Annotated in this window: 18 protein-coding genes and 1 pseudogene; 6 read left to right on the top strand and 13 right to left on the bottom strand. The window is 56.7% G+C overall.

The window, feature by feature from the left end; all coding sequences use genetic code 11:
- Positions 1-165: 165 nt before the first annotated feature.
- Together BWR59_RS16890 and BWR59_RS16895 are read left to right on the top strand one after the other, a co-directional pair.
- Positions 166-435: a hypothetical protein gene (locus BWR59_RS16890; protein ID WP_081566785.1), complete on the top strand. Its 270-nt coding sequence runs from the start codon at positions 166-168 to the stop codon at positions 433-435.
- An 18-nt stretch (positions 436-453) separates the two neighbouring features.
- Positions 454-1,095 carry a hypothetical protein gene (locus BWR59_RS16895; protein WP_081566786.1) on the top strand — a complete coding sequence of 214 codons (642 nt, stop codon included), beginning with the start codon at positions 454-456 and terminating at the stop codon, positions 1,093-1,095.
- Between the two features lie 506 nt (positions 1,096-1,601).
- Here the strand turns inward: BWR59_RS16895 and BWR59_RS16905 are convergent.
- Entirely contained in the window at positions 1,602-1,940 is a 339-nt protein-coding gene (locus BWR59_RS16905) for a S24 family peptidase (protein WP_081566788.1), read from the bottom strand.
- Between the two features lie 11 nt (positions 1,941-1,951).
- Positions 1,952-2,245: a hypothetical protein gene (locus BWR59_RS16910; protein WP_081566789.1), complete on the bottom strand. Its 294-nt coding sequence runs from the start codon at positions 2,243-2,245 to the stop codon at positions 1,952-1,954.
- 91 nt (positions 2,246-2,336) lie between these two features.
- Here BWR59_RS16910 and BWR59_RS16915 point away from each other — a divergent pair, with 91 nt between their 5' ends.
- A complete protein-coding gene (locus BWR59_RS16915; RefSeq protein WP_081566790.1) occupies positions 2,337-3,038 on the top strand; it encodes an SOS response-associated peptidase family protein in 702 nt (233 codons plus the stop codon).
- A gap of 516 nt (positions 3,039-3,554) precedes the next feature.
- Positions 3,555-3,989: a hypothetical protein gene (locus tag BWR59_RS16920; RefSeq protein ID WP_081566791.1), complete on the top strand. Its 435-nt coding sequence runs from the start codon at positions 3,555-3,557 to the stop codon at positions 3,987-3,989.
- Between the two features lie 57 nt (positions 3,990-4,046).
- Here the strand turns inward: BWR59_RS16920 and BWR59_RS32040 are convergent, their stop codons facing one another.
- Both BWR59_RS32040 and BWR59_RS16930 read right to left on the bottom strand, forming a co-directional pair.
- On the bottom strand, positions 4,047-4,574 hold the full coding sequence (locus BWR59_RS32040) for a lysis protein (RefSeq protein WP_143490853.1): 528 nt from the start codon (positions 4,572-4,574) through the stop codon (positions 4,047-4,049).
- Positions 4,571-4,996, bottom strand: a complete 426-nt coding sequence (locus tag BWR59_RS16930; protein WP_081567167.1) for a cell wall hydrolase — start codon at positions 4,994-4,996, stop codon at positions 4,571-4,573. Before BWR59_RS16930 ends, BWR59_RS32040 begins: the two co-directional genes overlap by 4 nt.
- An 88-nt stretch (positions 4,997-5,084) precedes the next feature.
- Here BWR59_RS16930 and BWR59_RS16935 point away from each other — a divergent pair, with 88 nt between their 5' ends.
- A complete protein-coding gene (locus tag BWR59_RS16935) occupies positions 5,085-5,405 on the top strand; it encodes a YceK/YidQ family lipoprotein (RefSeq protein ID WP_081566793.1) in 321 nt (106 codons plus the stop codon).
- Positions 5,406-5,466: 61 nt separating this feature from the next.
- Here the strand turns inward: BWR59_RS16935 and BWR59_RS16940 are convergent, their stop codons facing one another.
- The 8 genes and pseudogenes from BWR59_RS16940 to BWR59_RS16970 form a co-directional block, all read right to left on the bottom strand.
- Complete coding sequence (locus BWR59_RS16940) at positions 5,467-5,679, bottom strand: hypothetical protein (RefSeq protein ID WP_081566794.1); 213 nt, start codon at positions 5,677-5,679, stop codon at positions 5,467-5,469.
- A gap of 63 nt (positions 5,680-5,742) precedes the next feature.
- A complete protein-coding gene (locus BWR59_RS16945) occupies positions 5,743-6,423 on the bottom strand; it encodes a hypothetical protein (protein WP_081566795.1) in 681 nt (226 codons plus the stop codon).
- Positions 6,420-6,728, bottom strand: a complete 309-nt coding sequence (locus BWR59_RS32845; protein ID WP_081566796.1) for a hypothetical protein — start codon at positions 6,726-6,728, stop codon at positions 6,420-6,422. Before BWR59_RS32845 ends, BWR59_RS16945 begins: the two co-directional genes overlap by 4 nt.
- Positions 6,729-6,743: 15 nt before the next feature.
- Positions 6,744-9,017: a DUF1983 domain-containing protein gene (locus BWR59_RS33130; protein ID WP_343286994.1), complete on the bottom strand. Its 2,274-nt coding sequence runs from the start codon at positions 9,015-9,017 to the stop codon at positions 6,744-6,746.
- Positions 9,018-9,830: 813 nt separating this feature from the next.
- Positions 9,831-12,752, bottom strand: a pseudogene (locus BWR59_RS32855) (host specificity protein J); the annotation flags it as partial.
- A gap of 57 nt (positions 12,753-12,809) precedes the next feature.
- Entirely contained in the window at positions 12,810-13,394 is a 585-nt protein-coding gene (locus tag BWR59_RS16960; protein WP_081566798.1) for a tail assembly protein, read from the bottom strand.
- A gap of 51 nt (positions 13,395-13,445) precedes the next feature.
- Positions 13,446-13,790 (bottom strand): hypothetical protein, encoded by a 345-nt coding sequence (locus BWR59_RS16965; protein WP_081566799.1) that lies wholly within the window; start codon positions 13,788-13,790, stop codon positions 13,446-13,448.
- 96 nt (positions 13,791-13,886) lie between these two features.
- Positions 13,887-14,432: a hypothetical protein gene (locus BWR59_RS16970; RefSeq protein ID WP_081566800.1), complete on the bottom strand. Its 546-nt coding sequence runs from the start codon at positions 14,430-14,432 to the stop codon at positions 13,887-13,889.
- Positions 14,433-14,644: 212 nt separating this feature from the next.
- On the opposite strand from BWR59_RS16970, the gene BWR59_RS16975 reads away from it, so the two are divergent.
- Complete coding sequence (locus BWR59_RS16975) at positions 14,645-14,905, top strand: hypothetical protein (RefSeq protein WP_081566801.1); 261 nt, start codon at positions 14,645-14,647, stop codon at positions 14,903-14,905.
- A 132-nt stretch (positions 14,906-15,037) separates the two neighbouring features.
- Here BWR59_RS16975 and BWR59_RS16980 read toward each other — a convergent pair whose 3' ends face one another.
- Complete coding sequence (locus BWR59_RS16980; protein WP_081566802.1) at positions 15,038-15,796, bottom strand: C40 family peptidase; 759 nt, start codon at positions 15,794-15,796, stop codon at positions 15,038-15,040.
- Between the last annotated feature and the right edge of the window lies 1 nt (position 15,797).

Consider the following 15,797-nt stretch of genomic DNA (forward strand, 5'->3'; position numbering starts at 1 on the left):
GCTATGGCCGACCTCGTAATCTACGATCGCGCGCGTTTCTACTATCCTCAGAAAAGCAGAAATAGCCACAGGTAAAGCTCTGCTTTGAAAAGCCCCCAAAGGGTTTTCCAACCTCTGCCGATGCGGCAAGATATCCTCACTCCCAGACTGCAAGGAAGGTCAAGAATGGCTAAGTCGATCGAATTTCACTTTGAGCTTTACGAAAATTCCTTTGTAAACGACCCCGTGTGGAGCGTTCAGGCTTCATCAGCGTTCCCAGCGGTTTCAATAGGCGACAGATTTGAACATCGAGCACTGAGCAACGTCGCATGGAGTTCTCCTCCCTCCAAAGGCCAAGAGTTCAGAGTGAAGGACGTCGATCACATTTTTTGGGAAGTCGACACCCATATCGGTCATAAACTGATGGTATTGATAGACCTCACAGAGCTTGGTTAAGCCACTTGGAACTTATTCATGAGCGCTGAGATATATTTCAAAGACAGCTTTCACGATTTAAAGACAAAATTCCAAGGACTCACAAACGAAATACATCTTGTATCCAAAGCCACGATGGCCGGTGAAACATGCCTTTTGACGGCTTGCAATATTAGACACGACGAAAAGTTGTTTTTTAAAGATCCCGAGCTTGGAACAATTGATCCTCTTGATTATGGCACACGTAATGCTGCCGGGGTCATGATAGGTTTCACGCGAGAAGGCATCAGGCAGAGCGCAGTATTCATCAACGATCAGCTTTTGGAAGAAAAGCACGATGGACTGGAATGGATGTGGAGATACAACTCCCTTCACCATGAACTTATGCATGCACTTGATCTATCTAAACAGAAGAATTTCAACGTAACCACGATGACTATTGACTTAGTGGCCGCGGAGGCTTTCGCCGACACTAAAACCATAAAACATCTTCACTCTTCTAAAAATGCTTATCATAATTTCGCTCTTTGGCAGTACGCAAAAAACGTCGTATCCGTACGCAACCACGGCCCCATTAGGTCAAAGATATTTGACAATATAACGAAAACTGTGGGTGCTAAAAACCTAGAGTATTGGGCATCAGATAAGTACTACGAGGATGTCCTTAAGCGGTTAGATTGAGCAGTGCTAAGATCGGTGAAGCGCTGGACTGACTTGTGATCAGTAGGTCCCGGGATCAACTCCTGGTGCCCGGCACCATACAAAAGAAAGGATTGCAGCGATGCAAGCCTTTGTTTTTCTGCTCCACATCCAATTCTGCGTACAATTCAATCGGGGGGATTCCCTTCCAGTGGAGTTATCAACACCCTCCCGCACCTTTCGGCGTTTTCCCAACTCCGAACCCTCTCCGGCGTCCGCCGACATTCACCCTTCCCCTTTTTCTAATTTCTTGGCCGCCTTTACCTGCAGCCACTCCCGAGTCAGCAACTCCTCGGCGACGGGCTGTAGGCAGCGTCGGCGAGCTCCAGCTTTCCCGAAGTTCTTCCTCGGCAATGACACCAAGCCTGCCCAGCGCCATAGCGTGCCCGGCCAGCCCCCCGCCCAATGCTCGATTGCGCACACTCGCCGCGCTTCATGCTCGAGCAGGTCGTTCCAGATCTTCAATTTTCGCTCTTTGACGTCCGTTCTCAATTCCTGTCGTGGTCCCGGATACTGTAGGTGACCACGCCCCACACCTCGAATTCGTTGTTCTCCAGGATGAAGCGCGGCGGGTATTTCGGGTTGGCAGATCGGAGCACCGGCATCCCGGCGGTGAATGTCAGATACTTCACCGTGGGCTCACGGTCGATCAGTGCAATGACGACGTTTCCGCCGACTGGGTCCAAGCCCTTGTCGACGATCAGGATGTCGCCGGAGAAGATGCCGGCCCCTTCCATGCTGTCGCCGTCGACCTTTATCAAGTACGTGCCGGGCGCCCTGATGTTGAGCAGCGCATCGAGGGATATCTTGGCCTGGTCTTCAAGCATGGTTGGCTACCTCACGCAAAGCGGCACCACCACGACTGTGCATACAGTGCGTCGTCGATCATCTCGACCCCGGTCAGATTCATCCCGCCAGTGGCCATGCCTGTTATGCGCACGTCCAGCAGTCTTGGCAAAATGTTCTCCCCAGGCGCGGAGCTGAATATCCATGCGGTGGTCGTCGTGCGGCCAAGCAGATTTTCATGCGCCTCGATGATCTGCACGTCTCCCCGGATCGGTGGGATTTTCGCCAATTCCTTTTTATCGACGGCCACGCCAAGGCGCCGTCGGGGTGTGATGAGGAAATACATAGGTCATGCTCGATACTGTATATGCGTACAGTTAACTAAGCTGCGCTGCGGTGGTCAACACTGTATAAGACGATTTTCGACAGGTGACAGCATGTGCGGACGCTACTCGATCTACGAACCGATGGACCACTACCTCAAGGAACTGGCGCCCCAGCAGCTGATTATCAACGGCTATGACCTCTGGCCGATCGAGCGCTACAACGTGGCACCGACTACCCGCGTGGAGATTATCAGGTCGACAGCGGAGGGTCTGAGCGTCGACAAGGTGAAGTGGGGATGGTCGCCGTTCTGGGCGAAAGGTGAAGGGAAGCGGCCTGCCCCGATCAATGCCAGGGTAGAAACGGTAATGACGGGGAAATTTTTCAAACAGCTATGGCCGAATGGGCGAGCACTGGCGCCGGCTAACGGCTGGTTTGAATGGGTGAAAGATCCGGACGACCCGAAGAAGAAGCAGCCTTATTTCATCAGGCTGAAGGAGGAAGGTCCGATGTTCTTCGCCGCGCTGGCTGAAGTGCATCAGGGTTTGGAGCAGGACCCGCAGGACGGCTTTGTGATCATCACCGCCGATTCAGATCAGGGGATGGTGGATATTCACGACAGGCGCCCGGTGGTGTTGAGCCCTGAGCACGCCCGGGAGTGGGTCGATCCAGAGACCACGCCGGAGCGCGCTGCCGAGATCGCCAAGGAGTGCTGCAGGCAGACCGAGGACTTCACCTGGTTCGAGGTGAGCAAGGACGTGGGGAATGTGCGGAATCAAGGCCCGTATTTGGTGGAGGCTAGTGCTAACGATTAGCCCCCCGGCGATAGCAGAATATCATCATCATCTGGCGGGGCTTGGTTGGACAAACCTATCTCGGGTGCCTATCCTTAAACTACAAAAAATGCGCTGTAACGTACTAGCAGTAGTATCGTAAATTATAAGGTTGATTCGCGAGGAATTTTCCCGTGAAAAAAATTTTTTTTATCTCACTGATTCTGTTGAAATCTGGGCTTTGCCAGGCAGGCGGGCTGTTCGACAATATCTATCAAACCATCCCTTTAAGCAGGGAGGAGTCCGCAGCTTCAAGCCAAATATATGCTTTACCTGAAAATGCTATTCAACCTCGAAAGTCCGAGGTCGACACTTATCGTAATGCCTCCAACGCTAGCAATGCACTTCCGCTCCCGCCGCCAATACCTAGGTACCCAACCCAGAACCCATATGCAGTCTACACCTCGGTCTGCCTGACCTCGATTGGAGCCTGCCCACTGCCTAGCACAGCGCCGCCTAACACCCCGTGCTACTGCATGACACCCAAAGGAGTGGAAAATGGTATCTCGCAATGATCCGGCAGCTAATGTACGGAATGCTGGTAAGCACAAACCGGATCAAAAATCGGCAATACAATGGCTAAACGACTATAAGGAGCTTATTTCTTTAGTGGCGTTTTTCGTAGGCGGGTTACTGTGGCTTTATAACGTTTTTGCAACGAAGCATCAGATTGCCGAACTAAAATGCTTAATGAGCGCAAATGTGGATGCAATTTACAGTCAACTAGATCAAGGGGCGCTAACTAAGCTACTTATTGAGAACATGCAAGAGCAGCAGAAAATCAAAGTGAAAAGCTCGCCAAACGAGGAGGACCAGGAGCGACTTAGCATGCTCACAGTCGCAATGGGCGATATTCAAGTGAGGCTGCAGAATGCAACTGCGGTGCGCACGGAATCATCAAAGACGTTGCGTTCCAGCAAATGCAGCGACTGAGCCGGATGTACAGCTGGCTTAATTCGGCAGGCCCGGCCACCGTGCCCCTAGCAACTCTTATGGTTGCCCCAGCAGCCCGCAGACATCCCTGATATACGACTGGGCTGCCCTCAGGGCTGCTTGATCAGCAATGATCCCGGCGCGGATATCGAGAACAGATCGTCCAGCTGCTGGAGCGAGTTCGACGGAGCCTGCATCACCCACGCCGGAGGTGCCGGCGGTACCGGGCACGTTCCCGCCACCGGCACTACAACTGCCCGCGATCCGCAGCCGGCGAGTGCCATCAGCAACAGCGCGGCGCAATATTTCGTTTTCAGCATTGGCCCTTTCCTTCTGTTCTGTGGCGTCTTTGTCCAAGGCTGCGAGTTTCTGCTCGGCATCCTGCTGTTTGGCGAGCGCCTTGCGCGCCTGATCTGACCCGGCGTTGGCAATCAGCGCGATATCGGCCTGGCGGTTGGCTTCATTGGTGGCGATGACCTTGCCGTAGGCGTTTGCCTGCCAGAGCCATGCAACCGACCCGCCGGCAAGGAACAACGCGGCGGCAATCACCGCGGCGCCGATCAGCTTCATTTGCGCTTCGGTCATGGCACGTCCCTGAAGAAGATGTGGTGCCCGAGCTTCAGCGTCTGCTTCGCCTTGGCAGCCCAGGCCGGTGGTTTCGGCATAGTGGTCGCGTAATAGTGAGTCGCGCCGCCGGTAGGGTCAGGCTTCAGCCCGCCAATGACCTGCTCAGCAGCGAGGCGGCACATCGTGAGCTCCGCCGCCGGGATCGGCTTCGCGCCGCTCAGGAACGGATAGTTCGGGTCGTTCTTGTTCCAGCAGCTGAACTGGTACGGCTTCTGGCAGACACCGGCATAGCCCTCGCCCCACCATGATTTGTCCTTGCCGTCGTCGACACGGTTGCGGATCGACCAGGCTACGGCAATCATCCCCGCCAGCCCCTCCCCGCGCGCTTCGCCCCACAGGGTTCGCGCCAGCACATCACGATCTTTCTCAGTCACGTCCATCAGGTTCTCCAGGCGAAAAAAAACCCGCATGCAGCGGGCTCGTTCAAACAGCTATGATTGGTACTTCACCAAATATGGAGAAAGACCAATGAGGATATGGATTGTCTTGGGCCTCGTTGCAGCACTATCAGGCTGCGGCACGGTGAAGACGCTAAACGACGAGAAAGGCGCGGCTGACGACCTCGCGAAGTGGCAATCCAACTGCCACACAATCCCCCGGGCTTACAGCGGAATGAGTTATCAGTTTTGCAACCTGAACAGCCCACCCCGGTCAGGTTCTCACTGGGCCGTAACGCCAATTGCCTTCGATCTCGTTGCTTCCGCAATCGCGGACACGATCCTGATTCCTTACACCGGTTATCAGCAATACCAGCGTGGCGATATCCAAGTGCGGCGTAAGCAGTACTGATTAGAGTCCGTCCAACTATGACGGCCCAAAGCGCACTAGGCGGGCATTGGTGAGCGTTGTGTTACTCGGCCGTCTGATCCTGCTCAGGAACGTCTTCGGCCGTGATGGTCACCTGTGCGCGGTAAGTCTTGAGCAACTGCGCGGTCCGGATGTTGGACTGGGGGAACGCCTGCAGGATCTCGCGGGCCTTGGCGTCCGCTTCTGCCTCGGTGGCGTACTCAGTCTGGTTGCTTGGGTCGTAGCTGTTGCTGGTGTTGATTACGATGTAAGGCATGGTAACGCTCCATGGTTGGTAAAATTTCAACCGGAAATGGTTGTGTAGCCGTTTTCTGGCCGCTCACGCAGCTATCTTTGCGAACACCGCAGGAAGATGGAAATCGTAGGGATTACTGAACGCCTCAGTGATGGCATACATATTTCCTCCCGCGAAGTCCCACCAGGTGAACAGGTTTCTGCCTTCGGAACCTCCTGAAAGCAACGTCATTCCGAACGAATTAATCATGAGATATTCGTTCTCAGGGAAATTGAAATCCACCCGATAGTAGTTTCGATACGAGGTCGTGGGTGTCTGCTCGGACTTAACATATGTCCAGTTCGAAAATGATCGGGTGAACAAGGCTGCCTGGGTACCGCTGTCGAACAGCAACTTGCCTGCCCCGTCCCATAACCTCAACCCATAGTTGGCCACAGGTTGGGCCGCGAATGCCGCCACAAAGTAACGCCCGTTTGGCTGCGCCGTGGTAACGCCATAAGTCCTGACATAAAACCCGGTCCAATTCCCCGGGCCTCCCGTCAAATACATCTTCCCTGCTGCGGCGATGACGTTTGTGGTGTCTGGCCGGATGAATACCAACGGGGGCTCTTGCGAGGTCACAGGCCTGACGAACGTGGTCAGTGAGGCGAGACCACCTTCCTGATTGGCTGCGTACCGACCTCCGGAGATGACGCAAAGCCGGGCGAACTCAGAGTCAAGAATGACGGTATTCTGATTGTTGGTGAAGCTGAGGCCGTACGTCATTTGAACCTCATCACAATGAGTCGCATCGAGCCCGAAGCCGTGTTGAATATGGTGGGCGAATTCCTCATCCAGTTCGCTACCTCGACAACACCGTTTCCCACCAAGACTTCGAACTGTCGATCATTACTACCGTAGTTGCCTATGGGTATGACAACGGCATTCGCATTGTCCGGCGTGCATCCTGGTACTGAAAAACTTTGCACTCCGCGTTCAGTGCCGAAGCTGACTACCTGAGACAGCACTACTCGGATAGTGAAAGAGTTTTCGTCCAGTTGCAGGGCGCCGTCGGCGCCCCACACTCTCATTCCATAAGCCATCACTCACCCCAAGTTGCCAAGCTGAACACGCAAGGTTCCGTTTTGGTCGTATACCTTTACCCCAGCGCTGGTAATAACGATCCGACCGGCACCGGGCGTGTTGCCGTTCATTTCGAAGTAACCCGTTTTTGATATCGCCCATCCCGTCTGGCCTGAAACCCAGTTATTCGACTGGATCACTTCACCAATCTTTGCATTGGTGATAGAGCCGTCTTGAATGAACGCATCGCTGATGAAGGTCTGCCCGTTGACCACCGCAAACGGGGCAGTCAAAACATTGCCCGCCACGGTGTTGAGCACGGCAAACCGGTCGGCACTGACAACGAACGATGATTGTAAGGCGCCAGAGCTGTTATCCAGCCCAAGGCCGAACCCGGCCGCGTAATACTGGCCACCAGAAGACAGGGCCAATCGCACGCTGTATGAAGAAGCAATTTTGTTGGCCGAGTCCGCGATCGTTGTTGCCTGCTGCTGCAATTGAGCAGTGTTGCCGCCGACCGAGCTTTGCAGGCTTACGATTTGCTGAGACTGCGACGTCTGCGTTGCGCCCTGCGTGGTGACAGTCGATGTAAGCGACTGTAATGCGCGGCTCGATGCGGCAGGCCCGACACGACCGACAGCAATCCAGTCGATATCGAATGCGCTACCGCTCACAAGTCCAAGATCGACACGCAAGGCCGTGATGGTGCTGGACGTCCAGTCCGCTCCGCCTGCGGTGAGCGCCGCCATGTCAAACTCAAGGATGGTGCTTGCGCCAACAGCGAGGTTAGGGTTTGCGAGCACCTTGCGGAAAGATGCTGTAAAACCGTGCCCGCTGGTGGAGTAGAAGAACTGACCATCCCAGTCTGTTGCGGCGGCTCCAGCGCGGCGCGTGATGGACATCCGGACCTTCGTAAACAAGCCTCCGTTGATGGACAGGCCGGACACTTGGATGCTCGGATCGCCAGCAGTCGCGGTTTGGCGTATTACCCCAGCGGACGGGAACGACAAGGTCGAGTTGTTGGCCGTCCAGCCCTCTGCCGTACTGTCAAAATTCCACGTTGCGTTCTCTGCCGGATCAAGCCCGGAAGCGCCCAAGCTGCCCTGAATGGTCGACACCGATGTTTGAAGATCGGTGATGCTGGACGATTGCGCGGTGTTCACGCCCTCAGCGCTGGTTACCCGATTCGACAACGTCTGCAATGCAGCCGCGCTGGCCTTGGTCGCAAGCCCGTCCGTGGTGCTGTTCACCGCGTTTTCAAGCGTCGTAGTCCGCGCAGCAACGCTGGTCAGCGTGCTGCCCTGCTGGGTGACCGTAGACGAGAGCGAATCAACTGCCGCCGATGTCACCGCCTGCGCGTTGGTGACAGCCTGCACCGACGGGCTGTAGGCGGTGGCAACAGAGCCTTCCTGAAGCTGCACGTTATCCAGCTCGATCCACATATCCGCAGTTGCGCCGGAGCGATTCAACAGACGTCCGGCGTATACATGCGCCTTGACGGCGCCAGCTGGGCACGTCGCGGTAAAATTGATCCGAGTGAACGTCGTTCCTACTTGCGTCTCCGCGAGTTGACTGGTTGAAACAACGACGCTGGCCGCGTTCATCCACTGGATGTACATGGCAAACCGAGCCGAGGAGCTGGACAGCTTGGCATACACGCTCAGGGTGTACACTTGCCCCTCTGTGACTTTTGGCTGGTCAGCATCGGGGGTGTTCCAGTTCAGGTCTATGTACCCGCCGTTCGCCAAACCTGCGCGAGTTAGACGAACGGCTTTGACGCTTGAACTCAGGGTCGAATCGACAAATGTCAGTGTCGGCGTGGCGCCAGTGCTGCCGCCGACTCTCCAGTAAGTCGGGCGAGTTGTGTCTCCACTTGGAGTCTGCTCAAACGAGCTGTTCGGCAGCAAGTTGTCACCGCCCATACTGCCGATGCTGTTGTTCAGTTGGGTAAGTTGACCGCTCACGCTGGTCAGTCCGGTTTCGGCCTGGGTTACCCGCCCCGTCAGCGCGGTGGTAGCTGCAGCCTGGGCGGCGATGTCGGCTGAAGCCACCTTGCCGCTGTCCTTCCAGCCACTTACGACAGGAGAGACTTCAAGTTGCGCACGGTCCACCTCTGCAAATCCAGCGGTAATCGAACCCGCCGAGTTTGGACGCACTCGAAGAAGTGGCGTTGTAACTACGGTCCCGGCGGGAAGTGCCGCACTGGTCAGTGAGACCCGCTGCCAACCATCGGTTAGCGTATTGACGCCCTGCGACGCGGTCGCCAATACGGCCCCATTTGCATCCCGATGCTGCATAAACAGCTGAAAGCCGAGCCCTGCCGTCCCCCTTACGCTGGTGGACAAGGTGATTACCTGACCGGCTGATACCGCTGGCCTATTAGTCACCACCGGGGTCAAGTCGGCATAGGTGCTGGTTGTCAGGCCTGACACATCGATCCGCTGTGACTTGCCAGAAGGATCAAGTGTGGAAGCAACTTGAGAGAAGATTGCAGACGGCCCCGCGGGGACAGTGCTCACCCAGCCATCAGCAATCGGCGAGCTTGCCGTCGCAAACCTGTCAAACGATGGGTTGTACAGCAGGTTCTCACCACCAACGTTCGAAATGTTTGCGGTGATGTTGGTGATCGCATTCCCGGCCGCTGTCAGGTCAGTCCCCTGCTGGGTAACCGTGTTGCTCAACGCCTGGACAGTTGCTGCCTCGGCCTTGGTTGCCACCTGCGCCAGAGCGCTCGCAGCCGCCGCCGCAGCATCCGTCGCAGCCTTGTCTGTAACAGCGTCCCACTTGCTCCCCGTCCAACGTTTTGGGGTGTTCGCGTTATTGGTGATGTCGATCCACAGGTTCTGCGCCAACTGATCGGCAGCCGTCGGCGCCGCCGACTGAACGATGACCTTGCCCTTCCCGCCTGCCAGCGTGTTCGCCGCATTCGCAGCATTCTGCGCGGCGGTCACGTTCTGGTTTGTGGTCGTCAGGCTGCTGTTCAGACCGGTGATCGCCGTGCCCTGGCTGCTGAGGGTGCCCTCGGCGGTCGTGACCCTGGTCGTCAGGCTCTGGACAGCAGTGGATGACGCTTTGCCATCCAGCGAGGTTTGCAGGCCGGTGATCTGGTTCGCCTGCGAGGTGTTCACGCCCTCGATGCTGGTGATCTTGGTTTCAGCGGTGGTGACGCGTGCGGCCAAGCCATTCGCTGTCTGCACCGCCTGGCCAACGCTCAGCCAGTAGGTGGCGTTCGGGGGTGCCGTGTTTTTCGGGACGTTCTGGGTCGCCTGATAGATGATCCCGTCAGCGCCGAGTACGCCCTGCCCGGCCGTGTATGTCTGGTCGGCCTTGTAAGGCATCGAGTCAGCCAGATCCGCAATCTGATCGATCTGTGCTTGGAGCTCGTTCTGCACTTCGGCCACGGTGTTGTTGACGTCGGTGATCTGGCCGCCCAGGTCGGTCCGTACCTGGTCAAGGCGTTCATTGACCGAACCCGGGCCGTCACCGCCGATCTTGCCGATCTCCGACAGCAACTCCTGACCCAGTTGGCTTTCGGTGATCTCGCCTACCAGATAGTCGAGGATGTCATCAGCATTGGAGCTCGCCTGCCCGTTCACGAAGCCGGGAGCTGTCGGGAACCATGGGCCGACGTTGCCGGTGCGGTCGACGAGGCGCGCCCAAAAGAAGAACGATTGCCCTGCCTTCAGACCCTGCATGGTGTAGTCGGATTGCGGGTAGGCCAGATCGGCCAGTTTGGTCGCGCTATCCAGCTGCGGCGTTTGGCTGTACCAGAGTTCAGTACGCTGGGTGTCCTCGGCTCCGGCTGGGAAAGTCCATTTCAGGCCGATGCCGAAGATCAGGCTTTCAGTGGTCAAGGAAGTGACCGCAGGCGGCAATCCTTCCTTGCCGTTCAGCTGTGTCAGGTTCGACGAGCGCCAGGTCGACGAAATGTCATAGGCGCTGACGGCGCGTACACGGGCCAAGTAGCCGCCCGAGTAAATGCCGGGGATGTCAACGCTGGTGTTACCGGTACGCTGGGCCTTGATCCAGTTACCGTTGTCCTTCCGCCATTCGACGTCATACCCGACAGCGCCGTTTACGGCAGGCCAAGTGATGGTCATGGTGGTGACAGCGATACCCTGATCGATCGCCGAGTTAGAAGTCAGCGTAACGCTGGCAGGCGCCGGAACGACGGTGATCGGAATGACGCTGATCGGCCGGTCTTCGAGTTTTGCGCCGGTGTCGATGTATGGAAATTTGCTGGGCTCGAACTGGAGCGCGGCAATCTCATAGTCGCCTTCGGCGGTGCGCTTCCTGCTGAGTACGCGATACAGCGGAATAGCCAAGTCATCGGCATCAAGTGCCCACTGGAGTTGCGCCGCTGGGGTCTCGCTGTAGGCGGTGGTCACCGTGACGGCGCGACCTGCCACAGACTGGACAGTGCGGCCCTCTGCTTTGCCGGTCGGCAGGTTGATGATCAGACGATCTCCGGCCTTGGCTTGAGTGTCACGATCCAGTGTCACAACTCGGCCAGCTGCAGCGGAGATACGCCCGCCGATTTCTCGGCCCGCAAGCAACGAGTCCGCAACCGGAATGATGTAGCCCGGCAGTGGGATCGCGCCTTCCATGCCGGTCTTGAAGTTCACAGTGCGGTCTTGGTTGTTGCTCATCACCACCCATTTCCCGCGGCGCTGGGCTTCAGACGCGCGGGTGCAACCGATGGCGCTGATTTCGACAGGCTTGTCACCAAACCGACGCTGCAAGACCGGGTCGGCATAGGCCGTCACGTCGGTGTCGTAGTTGTTCGCTGGATTGTCGTAGCTGACGATCGCCCGGGTATAGCGAGTCTGCGACGAGGCGCTGCCATAGGAAAACTTACCGTCGATGACATTGGCACGCGTGAAGACGTAGTCGAAGTCTTGCGCGCGCGGCATGTCGGCCTGCATCACAAGTTGGCCTTGCGCCCAGTAGGTCATCCCCCGGTATATCGCCGAGATGTCTCGCAGCAGCGTCCAGGCCTCGGCCTTACCTTGCAGGTTCATATCGCAGAGAAAGCGCGGCTCAAGTCCGCCGATGCCATTCGGCACCAACTGATCACAGTACTGGGCGATTCGATAAAGCTCCCACTTGTCGACCATAAACGGCTTAATGCGCTTGCCCAGGCCGAAACGATCTACCGTACAGACCCCGAATGTCGCCCACGCGGGATTGTTGGTCCACGCCGACTTGAAGGTGCCATCCCACACGCCTGAATAGGTGCGCGCGACAGGGTCATAGTTGCTCGGAACCTGCCATTTGCGCCCGTTGCAGTCCACCGTCACGGTCGGAATGTTAGTGAACTGCTCGGCATCGAACTCGATGTAGAGCAGCGCGGTGTTCGGATACCGCAGTTTCGCGTCGATAACTTCGGTGTAGCCGGCGACCAGCATCGTATCGGCGATCTTGTTGCTGTTCTGGTTTGGCGTGATGCGGCGGACGCGGATCTGCCAGCCGGACATAGCCGCTGGTAAATCGATGCGGCGCGACCGCTCATAACGGGTGGTCGTCTTGCCGTCGACCGCCTCGTCCAGGACCTGCTGATAAGCGCCGCCGTCCGTGGCAACATCGACCGCGTATTCGATTCGGTAGCCACCCACGTTCCCATTTTCATCCTGCTGCTGGAGAGCTGGCCAAGCGAAACGCAAGCGTACGGCGGAAAGCTGGGTATTGGTTAGTGAGCGGACCCAAGAGGTGTCGCTGCGCAGCTCGACGTTCACCGTCGTTTCATTCTCGACCGACGGGATGCCCGGAATATAGGACTGGTCCACCGCGCCGGTACGCCATTCCCACTTCACGTTCGGGAAATTGACGTTGCCGCTGGCATCGTTGATCGGCGTGTTGTCCAAATAGAGGTTCGCAGCTGTCGGCGTTCCGTCGAACTCACCTTCGCCCACAGCTATCAGGAGTTTGGCGAGGTTAGTCGAGCGCAGGCTATCCGCAGCCTCGGTGGGAGTTTTGGGGCTGCTGCTGCCGCCCTTGGCGCCACGGATGTCGATTTGTTCAACTGCGCCCATGCTTTTCTCCAGGCATAAAAAAACCGCCAGTAGGCGGTCGGGTAATCCAGTTCAGAATCAGGTTTTGTCTTCGGCGTAGATCGATGCGGAAATGATCGCGCCACCCCATCGCCGGCGGCCGATGCAGATCGGAACCGGGTTGCCGCTGGCCGTAGTGTTCTTGGCAGAGCCGAAGGCGTAGGACGGGAGATTTTCCGGCGCGGCACTCTGACGAAGCCCTGATGCCTGAGGGCTAAGCATCTGGATCACGCCGCCAGCTACAAGAGCGACACCAGCAGGAGCCAAAGAAGGAAACCAGATACTTGCCACAAGCAGCACTGCACCCAAAACAGTTTGCAGAATGCCTGCTCGCTTACTGCCCTCAAGCACTGGGGCGATCTTAACTTCCCTGGTGCCGCCGATATTTAAGCTGTCGACCCCAACGTTCTGCCCATTCCGGAAAACAGCAAACCTCATCCCTAGTCTGGCGAGTCGCTTAATCTCCTCCTCGAAGCCCTCAAGCGTGCAATTTAAAGCTTTAAGGGCCTCCCACGCGCGCCCGCTGTCAAGCTGACGGCGGTGCATGCGCCCAAACTTCTTTCGGAGCGGACCGGTGAGAATGATTGTGGTGACTGGGTCGAACTGCGCAGCTGTTGCGGCCATGTTTGCTCCGGACATAAAAAAACCGCCCTGAGGCGGCTGTTTAAAATTCGTTTAAAGACAGGATCGCACTGCCGATTCGACCGCGCTGCGTCCCGGCATCATGGACCAAGCCATACGCTGGTGGAGAACAACTGAACTACCGGTTGAGGTCTTGGTGATGTCGAGCATCTCGTCTGCCATGTTGTTACTGGCTACAAGCAGTCGGTATCCGTTTTCGGTCTCAGACATCGTTGAATCGGTTCGAGCGTTCTGCCACTTGGGGAATACGCAAAGGGCGTAACGCTTCGGATCTTTCCTGGTGGAGGCTGTGATGCTTGGCTCGTTTTGCACCAGATCGCCCGGGCCGACGCAGCCAGCCAGCAGGGCAACAGCCAGCGCCCCTATCAAAATTCGCATGATGATCCCTCATTGAGAAAGGGCCGAGGATAACGCTAATCGGCGTAAGCACACATTCCCCCGATCCAAGCATCGCCCGGTCACAAAGATGTTCAGCTATTGCCGATTCGCGATGTGCTTGAGGTACTCCAAGAGTTTCGCTGTCGATTCCGGCGTCACAACAAACTCATCAGACCGACCGTCTCTTTCGGCGATAGTGGCAATTGCTAATTGGAGCCACCCTTCGCATTTAGCAGTCCAGGACTCACACCGACTGATGAACCGGAAAAGAAAGTCTTCTGGATCCTGCAACGACCTCCCGCCTCTTATTTTCGCCTTAGTCATCCGCCAGTAGTCGTGAGCTATCAAATTTCTGTCACCTACCAGACGGGTGAGCTCCTCGCTATCGATTTGAAAATCAGACGCGAACTCGCGAACTATGTCACCCAGTGTGGCCTTGGTTGTGGAGCCATCTCCACGCAAGAACTCTTCTGGATCTAGATTTTTGAATTTCCCCCCGCGCTTTTTAAGGTGAGAGGCCATCCCATATAAGACGAATTCTAGCTTTTGCGCAGCCAGCATGGCCCCACCGAGGAGCATCATCTCATCCGGAAGATCTAGCTTTCCAATCTTGGGCTGCTTTTGGTCCATATCGTCGCTCATGCGGTTCTCCTAGTGGGGCATTAACCGTTCTGCTCGCCAATTGCGAGAAAACGGAATGCAACGATACATGTGTCCTGTGTACCCATCCAGCGTGGACAAACGATCAGTAACGAACCTGACACAGGCCGTAGTAGCTTTTCGCCTCCAATGAACCGCCTCGGTCCGTTGTCTGCAAGCCCATGGACCGGGGCAATGTGACCTAGGAGGTCAAGATGTCTACGAAATCAACTTCCGTCGACGACGCGATTAACCAATTGGCAACAGTTGTTCTCGCCCTCGCACAGACCCAAGCGGCGCAACAACCTGACCACACACTTGCTCGCCTCGGCGCAGCAGTCATAGCGAGTCGCAACCAAGGTTACGGTGACGGCTATGCCTTACAGATATTTGAACAGGTTTTCCCTGGGCGGCCGCTGCCTGTAGTTTTGTCCGAAGAAGAGCTAGCTAAGAAGCAGCGTGAGCTCGGTCAGTAATCACTGATTTGATGGTCGATGATTGGATCAGTGCACTGCTGATGTAAAGTCGACCATCACTCCCAATCAAAAATGGTAAGGCAGCACTCGGCTTAGGCGAATTCTTCATACTTCCTCCTGCGGCAACGCCGCTCACAGTTTTGCGTCTTTGTGCCTGAGGATCAGGCGCGTTCTGTCATGCCACGGCCCGCCGAAGACGACGATCTCGGACGGCTTGCCGTACATGTGGTGAAGCAGAAATGGTCCAGCGCCGTGCACTGCCGCTGACTCGCCTGGCAGCCCCGGATCAGAACCCAGATAGATACCGGCATGGTTCGGGTGCTTCGTCCGCCCTACTTCCATCACGACCATGTCGCCGCGCCGTGGCGTGCCAACACGCTCGAAGCCCGCTGCTTCATAGGCCTGTTCATAAAGACTCGGCCCATCGGCATGCTCCCACCAACCGTCCTCACGCTTGAAGGCATCGAACTCCAGCGCCCATTCGCGCTTATACCAGTCAGCGCAAACCTGCCAGCAGTCCCAAGCCCCATGCACGAAGGGACGCCCTAGCAGCGGCGTGTGACCGGCGGGCAAGATGGTGCGCAGATCACCTTCCGGCCAGCTCAGAATGTGCCAGGGCAGCTCGGTCGCCTCACACATCGCGAGATCGCGCGGTGACGGCCTGCTGGTCGCGTCCGGGTGCGAATGAACGATACCGATCACCTCGCCTTGCTCTTCCGCGGCGGCGTAATCCTCCGGAGCTATCCGAAACTCTTCGCTCGGCTCGGTCGCGGTATTGGCGCAAGGGGTGTATTGCTGTTTGCGTCCAATGCTGATCAGTAGCCCGCAGCACTCGCGCGGGTATTCTGCGGCAGCATGTGTCTTCACCGCTTTAAGGATGTGCTTCAGCATG

Source organism: Pseudomonas sp. Bc-h, from assembly GCF_002080045.1.
In the GTDB taxonomy this organism is placed as follows: Bacteria; Pseudomonadota; Gammaproteobacteria; order Pseudomonadales; family Pseudomonadaceae; genus Aquipseudomonas.

Coding starts and splice junctions, on each gene's coding strand:
- BWR59_RS16890 (WP_081566785.1), top strand. CDS start 166: ATGGCTAAGTCGATCGAATTTCACTTTGAGCTTTACGAAAATTCCTTT.
- BWR59_RS16895 (WP_081566786.1), top strand. CDS start 454: ATGAGCGCTGAGATATATTTCAAAGACAGCTTTCACGATTTAAAGACA.
- BWR59_RS16905 (WP_081566788.1), bottom strand. CDS start 1,940: ATGCTTGAAGACCAGGCCAAGATATCCCTCGATGCGCTGCTCAACATC.
- BWR59_RS16910 (WP_081566789.1), bottom strand. CDS start 2,245: ATGTATTTCCTCATCACACCCCGACGGCGCCTTGGCGTGGCCGTCGAT.
- BWR59_RS16915 (WP_081566790.1), top strand. CDS start 2,337: ATGTGCGGACGCTACTCGATCTACGAACCGATGGACCACTACCTCAAG.
- BWR59_RS16920 (WP_081566791.1), top strand. CDS start 3,555: ATGGTATCTCGCAATGATCCGGCAGCTAATGTACGGAATGCTGGTAAG.
- BWR59_RS32040 (WP_143490853.1), bottom strand. CDS start 4,574: ATGACCGAAGCGCAAATGAAGCTGATCGGCGCCGCGGTGATTGCCGCC.
- BWR59_RS16930 (WP_081567167.1), bottom strand. CDS start 4,996: ATGGACGTGACTGAGAAAGATCGTGATGTGCTGGCGCGAACCCTGTGG.
- BWR59_RS16935 (WP_081566793.1), top strand. CDS start 5,085: ATGAGGATATGGATTGTCTTGGGCCTCGTTGCAGCACTATCAGGCTGC.
- BWR59_RS16940 (WP_081566794.1), bottom strand. CDS start 5,679: ATGCCTTACATCGTAATCAACACCAGCAACAGCTACGACCCAAGCAAC.
- BWR59_RS16945 (WP_081566795.1), bottom strand. CDS start 6,423: ATGACGTACGGCCTCAGCTTCACCAACAATCAGAATACCGTCATTCTT.
- BWR59_RS32845 (WP_081566796.1), bottom strand. CDS start 6,728: ATGAGAGTGTGGGGCGCCGACGGCGCCCTGCAACTGGACGAAAACTCT.
- BWR59_RS33130 (WP_343286994.1), bottom strand. CDS start 9,017: ATGCAGCATCGGGATGCAAATGGGGCCGTATTGGCGACCGCGTCGCAG.
- BWR59_RS16960 (WP_081566798.1), bottom strand. CDS start 13,394: ATGGCCGCAACAGCTGCGCAGTTCGACCCAGTCACCACAATCATTCTC.
- BWR59_RS16965 (WP_081566799.1), bottom strand. CDS start 13,790: ATGCGAATTTTGATAGGGGCGCTGGCTGTTGCCCTGCTGGCTGGCTGC.
- BWR59_RS16970 (WP_081566800.1), bottom strand. CDS start 14,432: ATGAGCGACGATATGGACCAAAAGCAGCCCAAGATTGGAAAGCTAGAT.
- BWR59_RS16975 (WP_081566801.1), top strand. CDS start 14,645: ATGTCTACGAAATCAACTTCCGTCGACGACGCGATTAACCAATTGGCA.
- BWR59_RS16980 (WP_081566802.1), bottom strand. CDS start 15,796: ATGCTGAAGCACATCCTTAAAGCGGTGAAGACACATGCTGCCGCAGAA.